This window comes from Desulfohalobium retbaense DSM 5692 (genome assembly GCF_000024325.1).
Taxonomy (GTDB): Bacteria; Desulfobacterota; Desulfovibrionia; order Desulfovibrionales; family Desulfohalobiaceae; genus Desulfohalobium; species Desulfohalobium retbaense.
Genome location: NC_013223.1, coordinates 1761708 through 1776301, shown reverse-complemented (window position 1 = coordinate 1776301; position 14594 = coordinate 1761708). Strand labels below are relative to the sequence as shown.

At 53.0% G+C, this 14594-nt stretch carries 14 protein-coding genes; all 14 read left to right on the top strand.

Going from position 1 to position 14594, the window contains the following annotated elements; genetic code table 11:
• Positions 1–130 precede the first annotated feature (130 nt).
• Positions 131–715: a hypothetical protein gene (locus tag DRET_RS07645; RefSeq protein ID WP_015751965.1), complete on the top strand. Its 585-nt coding sequence runs from the start codon at positions 131–133 to the stop codon at positions 713–715.
• 341 nt (positions 716–1056) lie between these two features.
• Positions 1057–1548 (top strand): DUF3830 family protein, encoded by a 492-nt coding sequence (locus tag DRET_RS07640; protein ID WP_208595893.1) that lies wholly within the window; start codon positions 1057–1059, stop codon positions 1546–1548.
• 1313 nt (positions 1549–2861) lie between these two features.
• Positions 2862–3059 carry an EAL domain-containing protein gene (locus DRET_RS14040; protein ID WP_167317798.1) on the top strand — a complete coding sequence of 66 codons (198 nt, stop codon included), beginning with the start codon at positions 2862–2864 and terminating at the stop codon, positions 3057–3059.
• A 75-nt stretch (positions 3060–3134) separates the two neighbouring features.
• Positions 3135–4214 (top strand): cobalamin B12-binding domain-containing protein, encoded by a 1080-nt coding sequence (locus DRET_RS07630; protein ID WP_167317797.1) that lies wholly within the window; start codon positions 3135–3137, stop codon positions 4212–4214.
• Complete coding sequence (locus DRET_RS13020; protein WP_015751959.1) at positions 4201–5166, top strand: GGDEF domain-containing protein; 966 nt, start codon at positions 4201–4203, stop codon at positions 5164–5166. The genes DRET_RS07630 and DRET_RS13020 overlap by 14 nt, the downstream gene beginning before the upstream one ends.
• Before the next feature lie 415 nt (positions 5167–5581).
• The gene (locus DRET_RS07620) at positions 5582–5857 is read left to right on the top strand and encodes a hypothetical protein (protein WP_015751958.1); all 276 of its coding nucleotides are present in this window, start codon (positions 5582–5584) and stop codon (positions 5855–5857) included.
• Between the two features lie 391 nt (positions 5858–6248).
• Positions 6249–6746 (top strand): TspO/MBR family protein, encoded by a 498-nt coding sequence (locus DRET_RS07615; protein WP_015751957.1) that lies wholly within the window; start codon positions 6249–6251, stop codon positions 6744–6746.
• Positions 6747–7491: 745 nt separating this feature from the next.
• Positions 7492–8721 (top strand): PP2C family protein-serine/threonine phosphatase, encoded by a 1230-nt coding sequence (locus DRET_RS13015; RefSeq protein ID WP_015751955.1) that lies wholly within the window; start codon positions 7492–7494, stop codon positions 8719–8721.
• 198 nt (positions 8722–8919) lie between these two features.
• The gene (locus tag DRET_RS07605) at positions 8920–9279 is read left to right on the top strand and encodes an STAS domain-containing protein (protein ID WP_015751954.1); all 360 of its coding nucleotides are present in this window, start codon (positions 8920–8922) and stop codon (positions 9277–9279) included.
• Positions 9272–9715, top strand: coding sequence for an ATP-binding protein (locus DRET_RS07600; RefSeq protein ID WP_015751953.1), 444 nt, complete (start codon positions 9272–9274; stop codon positions 9713–9715). The genes DRET_RS07605 and DRET_RS07600 overlap by 8 nt, the downstream gene beginning before the upstream one ends.
• The gene (locus tag DRET_RS07595; RefSeq protein WP_015751952.1) at positions 9712–10230 is read left to right on the top strand and encodes a tetratricopeptide repeat protein; all 519 of its coding nucleotides are present in this window, start codon (positions 9712–9714) and stop codon (positions 10228–10230) included. Before DRET_RS07600 ends, DRET_RS07595 begins: the two co-directional genes overlap by 4 nt.
• Entirely contained in the window at positions 10227–10919 is a 693-nt protein-coding gene (locus DRET_RS07590) for a tetratricopeptide repeat protein (RefSeq protein ID WP_015751951.1), read from the top strand. The genes DRET_RS07595 and DRET_RS07590 overlap by 4 nt, the downstream gene beginning before the upstream one ends.
• A gap of 147 nt (positions 10920–11066) precedes the next feature.
• The gene (locus DRET_RS07585; RefSeq protein ID WP_041281953.1) at positions 11067–12671 is read left to right on the top strand and encodes a hypothetical protein; all 1605 of its coding nucleotides are present in this window, start codon (positions 11067–11069) and stop codon (positions 12669–12671) included.
• 15 nt (positions 12672–12686) lie between these two features.
• Complete coding sequence (locus DRET_RS07580) at positions 12687–14330, top strand: glycosyltransferase family 2 protein (RefSeq protein ID WP_015751949.1); 1644 nt, start codon at positions 12687–12689, stop codon at positions 14328–14330.
• The last annotated feature ends 264 nt before the right edge of the window (positions 14331–14594 follow it).

Genomic DNA, 14594 nt, shown 5'->3' with positions numbered 1-14594 from the left:
AAGTATGTTTTCGGACGAGATGTCAGCGTCAACTCCTCCGGATGAGGCAGAGGACAATGACACTTTTCAAGAATCCGAGTAGAGATGTTGTCCGCCAGAAGTATTTTTTTGATTTTTGAGGACTACCGCGATGTCAATTGATTCAGCAAGGATTGTCTGCACTGGGTGCGACTACGAAACACGCGAGATGTACCGTCCTTTTCGGGTTCGCTATCAAACATCGAGCGGTGAGATCGTCGAGACGGGCCGTTTCAAAGGGTGGTGTTACGACTGTGCAGGCTATTCCGATATCGAAAAGATGCATCGCAGCAAATTGCACCACGAGTTGGATTCGAAAGAGCGCAGGCGGCTTGAAGCACGCCGTCGCCAGCGAGAGTTGCATCGGGGGCTTTTTGCCAAATTTCGGCATCGCGAAGAGAAGAGGCATTTGGAGTCGGAAATTCGATGGCTGGATAAAGCTATAGCCGAACTCAGCGCATTGCTTGAAATTGCGAAGAGGCGGAAATCGAACGCTCGGTGTCTCACATGCTGGTCTGAACGGACCGCTCCGGTCACATTCGATCCTGAAACCAACATTGCATATGATTTTACGCACGAGTGCGGCGGGCATTTGCAGATTATTCACGACCAGTCAGGGCCACGATTTTACTTCCGCATGGTGACGTTTGTTTTGAACGAAGAGGGGGAGTTTCTTCGGGAGGAGTTTCACGATTGACAGATTCCGGTGTTGCTTTTCGCTGTGTGAGTTGACCGAAGATGGGGGTGCGCCACACGTCCCGACGAGCGGGATCGGGGTGGTGTTGCGTATTTCTGGCCTCGGTGCAAAGATTCAACCACAGAGGGCACAGAGAGGATACAGGGACAGGCTGGATTTGCTTGTATGCAATCGTATCCAAAACCCACCACTCTTGATTTGGATAAGGATGTCTTCATCCACTTTTACATCCTAAAACCGGCGGACGCGGACGAGGCGGCTCTCTAGGCTTTCGTGACATTCCCTTATATTTCAATTCCTTGCAGTAAAAAAACTTACGGATGGATGAGCCTCATTTTCAAATGGCCGAACGACAACTTGCAACGGGACGCTCATACTTCACGCCAGTGATCCAGACGTTAAGCAAAACCATCGAAAACCCAAGGGAAATCATGAATATTGAAATCGACGGGCATATATTTCGGGCTGATTTTGAAGATCAGAAGTCACCAGAAACATGCAAAGCATTTCGTAAAGCTATGCCATTTGTGGGGAACATTGTCCACGTTCGCTGGAGTGGTGAGGGAGTATGGATCCCATTGGGAAGCATGGATTTTTCGTTAGGGTACGAAGATGCTACTTCCTACCCATCACCCGGACAAATATTGCTGTACCCAAAAGGAAAAAGTGAAACTGAAATATTAATCGCTTATGGATGCGTACATTTTGCATCCAAGGCTGGCGTTTTGGCAGGCAATCATTTTGCCACAATTACGAATCAACTTGAAAAGCTTAGAGAGATTGGCATCTCCACGCTTTGGGAAGGGACAAAGAGTATAAAGTTCGTTGCATAAAAAAATTCTGACACATCCCGCCAACGCGCACTTCGGCTAGTTCAGCGTCGCTGAGCTTCGTCGGTATTTATCTCTTTTCTGATAAACGCTGAAGCCCTCACCAGGCCGCGAGATTTGATCTGCATTCGTCCGTAGGGTCGTCTTTTTCAGGGCAAAATCATAGAACCAAAGATTTAACCACAGAGGGCACAGAGAGAACAAAGAAACGGTGGGGCCAGAGTTTTCAGACCACCATGTCAGGGGCGAAGTTGGGCGGAATGGTGTGGAGAGACCGAAGACGGGCGTGCGCCACACGCCCCTACAAGTATGATTCATTTGGTGCCGGGGAGTGGCGGTTTCGGCTGGCCGGGGCATGCGCGGATGCGTGGTGGGGCGATTTTTAATAGTGCGGCTTGCTGGGCACGCGTGGGGGCACTTGCCAGTGGGAATGGGCGTTGCCGTGGTCGAACACTGTAGGGGCGCATGACGTGCGCCCTCTTGTACGTTCGGACTGAAGACGGGCGTGCGCCACACGCCCCTCCACGTATGATCCGTTTGGTGCCAGGGAGTGGCGGTTTTGGCTGGCCGGGGCACGCGTGGGGGCACCTGCCAGTGGGAATGGGCGTTGCCGTGGTCGAACACTGTAGGGGCGCATGGCGTGCGCCCTCTTGTACGTTCGGACCAAAGACGGGCGTGCGCCACACGCCCCTACAATGGACAACCCAGGTACAGCCTTCCCGCACATCGTCTTCCTCGTAGAGGGCGCATGGGGATTGGGTTTGCAAGATAGGTGCGATGGCGCTGTTTGTCTTTTTTGTAAGACATGGGGTATTTTGCGGCTTATTTATACGACTCAGGAGGGCGTGATGGCCAAGCCCAAATTCCGCACCTGTTCCCGCTATACCTCCGGCAGACGGTCACCTTATTGGGACTTTTGATCCGGACCCCGCGCCTTGAGCAAAGGATTCTTTTAGCGGGGTCGGGCCACGCCAACAGTTTAGAATTATGCAAGAATGCCTCTCTGGATGGTCCTTCAAGGGCCCTATAGAGGCAATTTGGGGGGCTCAATGGTTCGTTTGGTGGGCATTGACAACTGAACCATAGAGGGCACAGAGAGCACAGAGGGAGTGATGGAGAATTATTTGTTGAGCGACCAAAGGCATTTGGACTGAGTGGTCACCCTCGCGTGTACTGGACGGTCATTTTGCGTGAAATACACAAAGATGAAGGGGTTGCTGGAGGTGGGCTAATTTCGGTGATCACACCCCGGGCTACCTGGGCATTTTTGGGTTGTCACTACGACCATCGATATCATCAAGATCGATAAGCAGTTCGTGGACGGCCTGCCGGGAAACAATAATTCCGTTACCCTGGTGCAGACGATCATCATCATGGTACACAATCTGGGCAAGGAGGTCCTGGCCGAAGGTATAGAGCGTGAAGAGCAGAGGCAAAAACTCCTTGAGCTTGGCTGCGATTATGGCCACGGTTTTTGTGGAGCCGTCCGATGCCAGTGGAAAATAGTACATTAATGTGGAGTTGAGCTCTATCCAACAACGGAGGTCTTGATGAAAAAAGAAATGCAGGAAGAGCTGTCAAGAATGGCAGTGTCCGAGACTAGTGCTCACGCCTATCATGAGCACTTGAGCTTTCTCCTGGACCGGGTGAACAAAAAGATGGTCTCCCGGCAAGATCTCGAGGATTTGATCGGCCAAAACCCCATGAACATAATGTTTGACAATCACCGCAATCACGCGGTGTTCATGGACAATGTCTTTCAATTGGGCTTGTTTTCTCTCCTGGTCAACATTGTCCCCTGGGTCTATCGGGCCTACTGCAACCACGGATTTTCCGCGAACTATTTCCCGGTCCATCTCAGGGCCTGGAAAGAAACGCTGGAGGAAACCTTCAGTCCTGAGACCTCGGAGCCCCTATTGCGGGTATACGACTGGATGCTTTCCCATCACGAAGATTTTTTTGCGCTGTCCGAGGCGCCGGCTTCTACAAATGCCGCCTCATCTGCTCCAGAGAGTGAGGACAAGGATCGGTTGCTGCAAGCTCTTATTGACGGAGACCGTAGGACCGTTTTGCGAATAGGTCATGAAAACGCGGAAACACCGAAGGATCTAAAGTCCTTTTATCACAATCTCTTGCAGCCGGTTATGTATCGGATCGGTGAATTGTGGGAGCAAGGTGAGATTTCCGTTTCCCGAGAACATCTGGCCTCTGCTCTGGCCAATACGGCAGTGTCCAGCCAGTATGTCCGGGTCATGTCCGATGTTGAACCGTGGAAGGGAAAGATCCTTGTCTCGGCAGCCTCAAATGAGTTCCATGTCCTTGGGGCCCAGATAATTGCCAATTGCCTAGAGGCCGAAGGATGGGAAGTGGACTATCTCGGGGCGAATACCCCTTCAGAAGATCTTGTGGGCTATATCCGGGATCAACGTCCGGATGTAGTGGCCCTATCTGTGACCATGCCCTTTAACCTTATCCAGTGCAAGGATATCGTCGAGCACGTCAAGAAGGAGTTTCAGGAGTCCCGGCCCAAGATCCTGCTCGGAGGTCTTGCCTTTGCGACTCATTCGGAACTCGTCCAGCGGATCGGCGGAGACGGATACGCCGAGGATTGCACTCAGGCAATCGAGCTTGTTGAACAATGGAGCGGAGCCCCATATGTCCGTGAGTGACCTTATTGCACGTTATCCCGATCTCATGGCCCGATGCCTCAATCTTTCCGGAACGACCATCCTCATTACAATAGATGAAGAATACAAGATCACCTTCTGTACAGACTCTCTTGTTCAGCAGCTGCATCTTCTCCACAAGCCCACGGGAACACATCTTGGATCTGTCTTGTGTCCCCTGGAAGAGGCAGAATTTTTTCTCACCATCTCTAACTCGTCGAAAAAGTTTCTTCCCCAGCTATTCAGGCTCTGCGAATCGAACGACCTCTACCGTTGCTACACATTCCCGATTGATACGGGCTACCTTGTCTGGGGCGACAAGATGGGAAGCACGGAAAATGAAATTCTGGAGAGCATGTCCCACCTGAACAACGAACTTTCAGACATGAGCCGGCAGCTCAGCAAGGCCAACCGGGAGCTCAACAAGAAAAACCAAGAGCTGGAGTGGGCCAACGAGAAGATCACCCGAATTTCGCGAATGGATTACCTTACTGGCTTGTCCAACAGAAGCTATTTCCAGGAACGCTTGAAAGAGATATTCGCTTTAACCAAACGGCACGGGCTAGAATTTACCATCCTTCTTGCCGACCTGGATCACTTCAAGCGAATCAACGACACCTACGGCCACGACATGGGGGACAAAGTGCTACAAGCCTTCGGAACCCTCCTTGCCAATGAATGCCGCACAGAAGATCTGCCTGCCAGATACGGAGGGGAGGAGTTTATACTTGTGTTTCCCAAGACACATGCGTCCGGGGTTATAACTTTTTATGAACGTATTCGGAGAGAACTCATCCATAGCGACCTCCTTCCCGACCCGGACTTTGTCACTTTCAGCGCCGGAATAACCGAATATGAGGAAGGGGGCACCGAAATTTCGCTACTTAAGAAAGCGGACGACGCATTATATGAGGCAAAGAAGAACGGACGGGACCGTTACGTCATATCTTCGTGATGAGTATTTTTCAGGATACAGAGTGTAGCTTCCCAGTTTTGCGTTTTGCGGGGTCGTGTTGCGCTAACATGCTAGAATTATATAATAATTCCCCCGCGAATGGTTCTTCAGCGGCCCTATAATGGCAATTTTGGGTGTTAAATACTTCGTTTGGTGGACAGTGACAACTGAACCACAGAGGCACAGAGAGCACAGAGAAACGGAGGGGCCAGAGTTTTCAGACCACCATGTCAGTGGCGAAGTGGGGCGGAATGGTGTGGAGAGACCGAAGACGGGCGTGCGCCACACGCCCCTACGAGTTTGATCCGTTTGGTGCCGGGGAGTGGCGGTTTTGGCTGGCCGGGGCACGCGCGGATGCGCGGTGGGGCGGTTTGTGTATGTACCGTTGCTCATAAAGTTCGCAACAGGAGGAAATATGCCGTACGGCGCTGAAGGCGTGGGAATACTGGGACTTGTAATTGCCTTGTCGATCCTGCTCATTTCAATATGTATCACCATCGCCCCGCTTATTATTTGGCGCAACGGGAACCGGACCAACCGGTTGCTTGCGCTTATCGCGGTGCAAGTGGGCGTGCCGGTGGAGACGGTCAAAGAAACCTTCCATAGAGGAGGTGGCGGGCTGCCCCCGATCATGGCCGGAGTGAATCGCTACCAGGGCGCAGCGGATCGGAAGGGCCGCGATGCTGAGTAGTTCCTTCGAGTTTGATGTTCGGGGGGGCCTCCGAAGATACCATGCATCATCGCATGCAAGACACCATGCATGATACCCGGCATGTACCCCCCAAGTCGCCCCGCAAGTTACCCCGCATGATACCCCGCAAGTCGAAAAGCTGTTTGAAAAATGTATCCCGGCAGCGCTCTGAAGCGACAACTCGCCTGACACATGGGGGGTCAGACCTGCCCAATTTTATGGAATCGCTGCAATAATGGGCTAAAAAAGGCTTTTATGTATCCTTAGAGTCGCCATCTTGAGGGCAAAATCATATTCAAAGATTGAACCACAGAGGGCACAGAGGGCACAGAGCGGGGCAAAGATCAGGCTACGCCAACCATTTGAGTGTTGATTATGACCAGGGGGCTGCATGGGCAAATCGTCGCTTCCACATCAAGCACTTGGCCTGGGTTTCTGGCTGGGCGTCACCGGTCTGGCCGCAGCAGTGGCTGGAGCCGGATCCGTCAGCGCCCCGGCCTTGTATGCTCGGCTGGCCCTCCCTGCTTGGGCGCCGCCGGGCTGGGTCTTCGGGCCTGTCTGGACTGTGTTGTATGCCCTGATGGGCATCTCTGCCTGGGTGGTCTGGAGAGCTCGCGGTTTTTCCGGAGCCCGTTTCGCTTTGCTACTCTATATCCTGCAACTGGCCGTGAATGTGCTCTGGAGTTGGCTGTTCTTTCATTGGCAGTTCGGTTTCCTGGCTCTGACCGATATTTTGCTCCTGCTGGGACTTCTTCTTGCGACCCTGACCGCTTTTTGGCGCATTCACCCCCTGGCCGGTTGGCTTCTGTCCCCCTATCTGCTCTGGGTGGGCTTTGCAGCAGCCCTCAATCTTGCCATCTGGCAGCTCAACCCCGAAATTCTGGGCTGAATAAACCCTGGTGTGTTCATTTTTGGGGAAGAAAGGAGGCGCACAGGGACAGTCTTGGGGATCCACCTGGTCAATTTTGGGTTGTCACTACCAGGGGCTCCATTTGCGGGGCAAAATGGGCGTTCTAAGGTCCAAAATGGGGATCGTGAGTGCGTGTTTTTCTTTGGGCGCGGGGGGGGGGGTGCGTCGGTCGGACCCAGTGAATCTCCGATACCAGATACTTGAAAGATCGATTTCGGTCCTGATTTGGGGGCGGCCGGAAGGGCGTGCGCCACACGCCCCTACAATGGACAACCCAGGTACAGCCTTCCCGTACATCGTCTTCCTGTTTACCGTCTTCCGTTTCCGGCGCCTGGCGTTCCAAAGAAGGGCAATCTGGCAATCGCGGTTTGGCGATCTCCGATACCAGATACCTGAAAGACCGATATCGATCCCGATTTGGGGGCGGCCGGAAGGGCGTGCGCCACACGCCCCTACAATGAACAGCCCAGGTACGGTCTTCCCGCACATCGTCTTCCTCGTAGAGGGCGCATGGCGTGCGCTCGATTTGTATGATCGAGCCGCAGGACAAGACGCGCCGAGGCGATTGTCGCGGGCAGCCGTCAGTGAAGCAGCAGTGCGATGGCGGGCACGGGATATTTGATTGCGAGTCCATGGGAACGGTGGCAGGAGTGGTTTCAGGCTGTATGCAAACCCCGGAACCGGATTGTATGGAGAATTTTTACGAATCCTCATTGGAGACCATATGCCTCATTGCCACACTTCGGGCTCATCCTCGCAAGCGAGTACCCTCCAGGCCATCCTGGAAACCGCTGTTGACGGCATTGTCGTCATTACCCCCCAGGGGACCATCCAGGCGGTCAACAAGGCCATCAGCACCATTTTTGGGTATTCCCGAGAATGGCTCCTCGGCCAGCCGGTGTCTGTGCTTATGCCCGAGCCCTACCGGAGCACACATCAATCGTTTATCCAGAGGTACCTGCAAACAGGCGAAGGCCATATTTTGGGGGTTGGAGGCCGCGAGGTGCCCGGGCGCACATCCGACGGCTCCATTATCCCCCTTGAGTTGGGGGTCAGCGAAATCACTTCTGGAGACGACCATCTCTTTGCGGCAATTTTACGGGATATAACTGAACGCAAAGCGAGCCAACAGGCCCTCATGGAAAGCTACCTGGAGTTGGAAAATAAACAAAAATTGCTGGACAAAGATCTGGAGGCGGCGGCCAATATTCAACTCAGTCTTTTACCGTCCAATTTTTCCCCTCTCCCGGGGCTCGACGTGGGGTGGGTCTTTGATCCCAGTCTTGAAATCGGCGGAGACATTTTCAACCTCGTTCCCTTGCAAACGGGGCATTTGGGGATGTACATCCTGGACGTCAGCGGCCACGGGGTCCCTGCGGCTTTGGTAGCCGTTTCCGCGGCCCAGGCCATGTACCGGCACACCCTGGTGCGCAGCGAATCTTGGCCGGGACGGGAAGGGCCCCCAACTCCTCCGGCAACAGTGCTGGAACAGCTGGACGCCGAGTTTCCCTTGGAACGCTTCGACACCTATTTTACCATGTCCTATGTGGTAATGGACCTCGAAAGTGCAACGTTGCACTATTCCAACGCCGGGCATCCGGCTCCGCTCTTGATCCGCAATTCAGGGGAGGTGGTCTCGCTGGAGACCGAAGGAACGCTCATCGGGCTCGGGGGGCTCCGTCCTTTTACCACCGAACAGGACACGTTGCACCCTGGTGATGTCTTGGTCCTGTATACCGACGGGATCTACGAGCAGCGCAATCCTGCCGGAACGCCGTATGGAAGGGAGCGCATGGTCACGGTTTTGCGCCAAAACCGGAACTCCTCGGCCCAAAATATGGCCGCGGCTCTTCATGAATCCTTGCGCACTTTTGCCAAAACTGACGCGTTCGAGGACGATGTTTCCCTGTTGTGCGTCAAATCCCTGCCGACAGCAGCACATGAAGATAATTGACATAGAAGCAAGAACGAGAGTATACGTTCTTGCGTTATATTGTATTCCCGATGACTCACAGGCTCTATCTTTCAGATAGCTCGCTCCATGCAAATACTTATCGCTTTATGTCGATGTCTTCTGGCCTGAAAGCAAGGCGTTTCTCTGAGGTCGCACTGAGCTAAAACAACGATACCCACCATTTTTTTGAGGTTTTGCATGGACATCCAGGAAACACAACACAACGCCGTCACCATACTCTCTCCCCAAGTACATCGTATAGAGGCTTCCAATGCCCAGACATTCAAAAATACGCTTATAGACGTCATTAGCCGTGGCAGCACTAAGATCGTCTTGGATTTGCATCATGTTGATTTTATGGACAGTTCGGGGTTGGCGGCTTTGCTCGCGATCTTAAAACGCCTGGGTCAAAATGGGCGAATAGCCCTTTTTGGGGTCTCAGCCAACGTGCGTAAGCTGTTTGCGATCACCCGTCTGGATAACGGTATTTTCGCCATAGCCGATACTGAAGAAGAGGCTATCCAACTCCTCGAAAACGCTTCCGGTGCCCATGAGTGACCCCCAAAAAGCTATCACCTTGCGCATCGAAAGTCGCTGGGAATGCGTTCGTCTGGTGGGGTCAGCCTTACGCGGTATCTGCCTGGAACATACCCAGGACCCGGAGATCGCCTCCTGTATTGAGTTGGCTGTCTGCGAAGCCATCAATAATATCATTGAACACGGCTATGGTGGAGAATCCGGTCACGCCATTGTGGTAGAGGTCCATCTTGAGCTTGGCCGAATAGGTATCCGCACCAAGGATACGGGCAAATCTTTTTCTCCTGAAAGGGCTGGAGGCCGGGTACCAGCTTCGGCATGCGATTGCAGCGAAATCCGCCTCCGTGGCCGGGGATTGCACATCATCACGTCAATCATGGACACTTGGTCCTACGAAACACATTCTGACGGGACCAATTTTTTGCAGCTCACAAAATATATCAGATCTACGGTATGAGCCTGCCCCAATCCCTTCTCCGCCCCAAAGTCAGACAGCACCTGATTTTCTGCGTTTGTCTTGTTCTTCTCGCCATTGCCTTGCCGTTTGCATACCAGACCTGGCAGCGGGGCCAGGTATTGTTGCATCAGGGCCAAAAGGCTCTTGCGGCCGAGAATTATGCGCAAGCTGCTACCTATCTGGAGCGGGCCCACCGCGCAGGCCTTGATTCTGTGCGACTCTTGCACCAACTGGCGCAGGCCAATGTCCAGATAGATTGCTGGGATCAGGCCGAAGAGGTTTACCGGAAGATTGTCCATAACAATCCGGACAAACTCGAATTCCAATTGGAGCTGGCCCAGGTGCTTTTCGTTCGCGGCCATTTGCAACAGGCAATGCAGCGAGTGCAATCCATTTTGGCCCAGCGGCCAAAGTGGTCCCAGGCCCTGTATCTCAAAGGCAAAATATATACGAGTGCTGGGGACTTTGAAGCGGCTATTGCAGTTTATCGAAAGATCTTGGGAGAAACCACATGAAGACAATGCACGTACGGGCCATGCTCGCAGGACTTGCCCTGGTATTGTGTGCGCTTCCGGGCCTTGCCGCCCCTGAGGGAACACCGCAGGGGAAGCAGGCGCGGCAACTCAGCTCACAATTGTCGCCAGAGCAATCGGTCCAGGGACAAGGGCAAGAGACGTTTTCCTTTAGCCAAAAATTGCCGGAATGGAAGGCACGCTGGGAATTGGCCCGGCTCCTGAGTTACACGCAGCGCTACGAGGCTTCAATTGCCGAATACGAAAAGGTACTTGAAGCCAAGCCTGATCTCATCCAGGCAAAACTGGAAATGGGGAAAGTTCTGGCTTGGCACGGGCAGCAAGAAAAGGCGCAAAACATCCTGGAATCCTTTTCTCGAGAAGCACTCGACCCCGAAAGCCGTATCGAATTGGCCGATATCTATGCAGCTAAAAAAGACTACGATCGGGCCATTTCCATTTATACTACCTATCTCAGCGACTATCCGGACCAGGACCGAGTGAGGCTGAAATTGGCACAAACCCTGAGTTGGGCAGGGGAATATGAGGCCTCTTTAAGACACTATGAACAGTTGGTGGACATGCATCCGGACGATGTCCAACTGCGTCGCCAATACGCCCAAGTCTTAACCTGGGCCGAGCGCTACGAGCAGGCCATTCAGCAATACCGCACTTCCCTGCAGGACAAGTAAGTAGCCATGTCACTGCGTTTGCGTTGTTGCACAGTGCTCGTATGCATAGGCCTTCTGGTCTCTTCTTTGCCGGTGCTGGCGCTTACTCCGCCAGGGTCGGAGCCGTTCGCCCCCGGCACCCAGCCCATTGCCCCGAACGAGCATGCCATGAAGAGCCTTGTTCCCGCCAAGCAACATATAGATACGGGCAAAACGAAATTTTTCTTGGCGCGCCTTTTGGGGTGGACCCGCGATTATGAGGGCTCTCTGAACCTCTATCAGGAGCTTTTGAGAACATACCCGGATTGGGATCAAGCCCGCCGAGAAGCGGCCAGAACAGCCTACTGGGCCAAGAAAAACGAATTGGGTGACCGACTCTATCAAGAGCTCTTTACCCCCACGGTGGATACATTACTGGCCCGCGAACTGGAGACCGCGGCTTCCAGGGAGGGGTCCAAGGCCCTCTCGCAACGTTTGCGGGAATATATTCCCCCCGACCCTGAAAGCACGGTGTTCACCGGCTATGAAATACTGCGGCAAACGCAGTCTCAAGCCAGTGCTACAGGTCCGTTGCCCGCCAAACTGCAAACGATCAGGCGCCAACTCCGGGCTGAATACGTGTTTCAAAAGCGGGTCTGGTTGGAATACAAGGCCAAACAGGCCATGTGGAATAAACGCTTTATCCGGGCCAAACGCCGTCTGCAAAAGCTTGTCCAACTCGAACCGGAAAACCGGGAGGCCTGGTTCGACTTCGCCCAAAGCCAATGCGCTCTCGGGCTTTGTGGCCAGGAGGCGGAAACGTATCGCCAGCTCTTAGCCATAGATCCCAAACACAATTTGGCCCAACGGGCCCTTGAGCGTCAGAAAACGCGATCGAAGCCCGCAATCCAGGCCCGATATAGCGCATGGAGGGAAAAGGGTCGGGGCAACCTCGCCCGGATGGGGCGTCAGCAAGCCGATATACGCGTGGATGTCCCCGTGGCCTGCCAGCACGGCGTGACCTTGACCCACAGCCGATTTTGGGAAAACCCCGACTATGGTCCGTCATCCACGGCGCAGGGGCTCGGTGTCCAGGCGCGGCTGAGGCCAAACGCCTTTTGGTCCGCAACCCTGGCCGCTCGGTTCAAGGACTATTTGGACGGGGCCTACGAAGACCAAAGCACAGGGGAATTCGGTCTGCGTTTCAACGCCTGGGACTTGGCCCATGTGGATTTCCAGTATGCACGGGAAAACGTTCTGCCCAACGGTTACGCTTTGGAGCAGGGAATCCAAAAAGACCGCTGGAGAGCCGAACTCGCCCCTATCATTACCCATTCGCTCTCTGGGCATGTGGGGGCGGAATATAGCGATTATAATGATCAGAATGCCGGCTCACGCCTCGATGCCGCCCTCGGTTATGTGTTGACCGACCACCCTCGCCAGTTGGAGGTCACGCTTTCCGGAGAATATCGGGACACCCAGCACGCTAGCCAGGAAACACCGCAAAATATTACCCATCCGTACTGGACGCCCCAGAACTATCTGGGCACGGCCGTGACCTTGCACTGGCAACACGACCTGTCCCGATTCCAATTTTGCGGCAGCCGCAAAAATATCTACGACCTTCAGCTCACGTTCGGAACCGATTCCGATTCCAATCCCTCTCTGGCCTTGAAAGGAAAATACAAACTGGATTTCAAAGATCATTGGGGGCTGGAGTTGGAAGGCATGATCCATGAATCTCAGAATTGGGACGCCAGATCACTGCAGATGAGTTTGACTTATAGTTTCTAACTGCACGGGGTTTGCATGTTCACATCGCGCCTGTGGCAACATATTAAAACCACTATTTTCCCACTGGTCCTTGTGGCCACAATGCTCGCCATTTGTCTGTATCTCACCGGGCGTATCTCCTTATTCTTGATCACTGACTATGCCTGGTATGAAAAGATACTGGCCTCCGGTCTTTTGGGAGCAGAAATATTTCTCATGATCCACGGTTTGGGATATTTTTTAAATGTGTACCGTGTTCTTGGACCCCAAAAACCGGCTCGATTTGACTCCCGAAAAACTCCGGAATTGACCTCGTTTCCTGAGGTGGCCATAGTGGTGTCTTCCTTTAAAGAGCCTCTTTCCGTGGTTGAAGATACGCTGGTCTGCTTTTATAATCTTACCTATCCGAATAAGCGCATCTATTTCTTGGATGATACACGATATGATCAAACCGGATGGTCGCACGAAGAGAACATCGAGTACAAAAACGCTATCGATGCCATGTGCTCGCGTATCGGGGTCGATCTCTTCCGCCGACAGTGGCGGGGGGCCAAAGCCGGAATGATCAACGATTTTCTTGATTTTTTGGACGGTACACCACCCGAAGGATTTCAATTCACTACGAATGCCATTCACGGCCAACCGGGGCAGGAAAAATACATCATCGTCTTTGACGCGGACATGAACCCTCTGCCCAATTTTGTTGAATCTCTCCTGGCGCACATGGAAGCCAACCCTGACCTGGCCTTTATCCAGACCCCCCAATACTATATCAATTATGATCACAACCGAGTGGCTAAAGGCTCCGGCCTCCAACAGGCGGTTTTTTACGAATACATCTGCGAAGGCAAGAGCCAGCAGGATGCCATGTTTTGCTGTGGGACCAATGTCATATTCCGTCGCGAAGCCCTGCGCCATGTCGGCGGCTTTGACGAATCCTCGGTAACCGAGGATTTTGCCACTTCCCTGAAATTTCATGCCAACGGCTGGCATTCAGCCTATATCAATTCGGTATTGGCTTTTGGCTTGGGCCCTGAAGATCTCGGTGGGTATTTTAAACAACAGTTCCGGTGGGCTCTAGGTACGGTGGGCTTACTCCGGCCCATTTTGAAACATTTTTTGCACAATCCTCGAGCGCTGCCCGTAGTGAAGTGGTGGGAATATTTCCTGTCTGGAACGCATTATTTTATAGGGTGGGTGATGTTCATCTTATTCCTCTGCCCTATATTGTATCTTCTTTTCGGGGTTCCGTCCTATTTCGCCAGTCCAGAAGTCTATTTCATGCTCTACTTTCCGTATCTCGTTCTTTCAATAACTGTTTTCTCTTGGACTTTAAGCCAGCGCAGTTATCGAATGCGTGAAATTCTTTCCGGAATAGTTCTCCAGGCCATCTGTTTCCCGGTGTATATGTGGGCTACTTTATTAGCCGTTATTGGCATCCGCGGTAGTTTTAAAGTCACCCCCAAGGGGCACAACAGCTTTCTACCGCTCTGGCAAATTTGGCCCCAGCTCAGCATATGCTTTTTGTGTTTTGCCTCCATGGTCTGGGGTGGATTGCGTCTGTATTATGAACAAGAACCATTTTACGCCTTAGTTGTGAATTCAATATGGTCTCTGTACCATTTTACTATTCTCTCTGCAGTTCTGTATTTCAACCACCCGTATCTCACAAAGCGATAACCGATATGCTGTTTCGCAATATTCCATATGTTGTGGGACCACTACTCGGAATACTTCTCGCCCTCAACACAACTGCGCTCGCCCAGGACACGCGCGTCCCCTTCCTGTTTGGCCTTACACTCCAAGGATTGCCGCTCACCCAGGAACAAATACGCAGCGAGGAAACGGCCGCGGGCATTCCCGCCCGAATGGTGACCTTGTATCTGCAATGGCCGGCGACGCCGCAGAGGGGTTTTTTTCCCCGAAAAAGTCTGGAAGCAATTC

What these genes read in the sequence shown, in the direction of transcription:
- DRET_RS07645 (WP_015751965.1), top strand. Translation starts at nt 131, where the DNA reads ATGTCAATTGATTCAGCAAGGATTGTCTGCACTGGGTGCGACTACGAA.
- DRET_RS07640 (WP_208595893.1), top strand. Translation starts at nt 1,057, where the DNA reads ATGGCCGAACGACAACTTGCAACGGGACGCTCATACTTCACGCCAGTG.
- DRET_RS13020 (WP_015751959.1), top strand. Translation starts at nt 4,201, where the DNA reads ATGTCCGTGAGTGACCTTATTGCACGTTATCCCGATCTCATGGCCCGA.
- DRET_RS07620 (WP_015751958.1), top strand. Translation starts at nt 5,582, where the DNA reads ATGCCGTACGGCGCTGAAGGCGTGGGAATACTGGGACTTGTAATTGCC.
- DRET_RS07615 (WP_015751957.1), top strand. Translation starts at nt 6,249, where the DNA reads ATGGGCAAATCGTCGCTTCCACATCAAGCACTTGGCCTGGGTTTCTGG.
- DRET_RS13015 (WP_015751955.1), top strand. Translation starts at nt 7,492, where the DNA reads ATGCCTCATTGCCACACTTCGGGCTCATCCTCGCAAGCGAGTACCCTC.
- DRET_RS07605 (WP_015751954.1), top strand. Translation starts at nt 8,920, where the DNA reads ATGGACATCCAGGAAACACAACACAACGCCGTCACCATACTCTCTCCC.
- DRET_RS07600 (WP_015751953.1), top strand. Translation starts at nt 9,272, where the DNA reads ATGAGTGACCCCCAAAAAGCTATCACCTTGCGCATCGAAAGTCGCTGG.
- DRET_RS07595 (WP_015751952.1), top strand. Translation starts at nt 9,712, where the DNA reads ATGAGCCTGCCCCAATCCCTTCTCCGCCCCAAAGTCAGACAGCACCTG.
- DRET_RS07590 (WP_015751951.1), top strand. Translation starts at nt 10,227, where the DNA reads ATGAAGACAATGCACGTACGGGCCATGCTCGCAGGACTTGCCCTGGTA.
- DRET_RS07585 (WP_041281953.1), top strand. Translation starts at nt 11,067, where the DNA reads ATGAAGAGCCTTGTTCCCGCCAAGCAACATATAGATACGGGCAAAACG.
- DRET_RS07580 (WP_015751949.1), top strand. Translation starts at nt 12,687, where the DNA reads ATGTTCACATCGCGCCTGTGGCAACATATTAAAACCACTATTTTCCCA.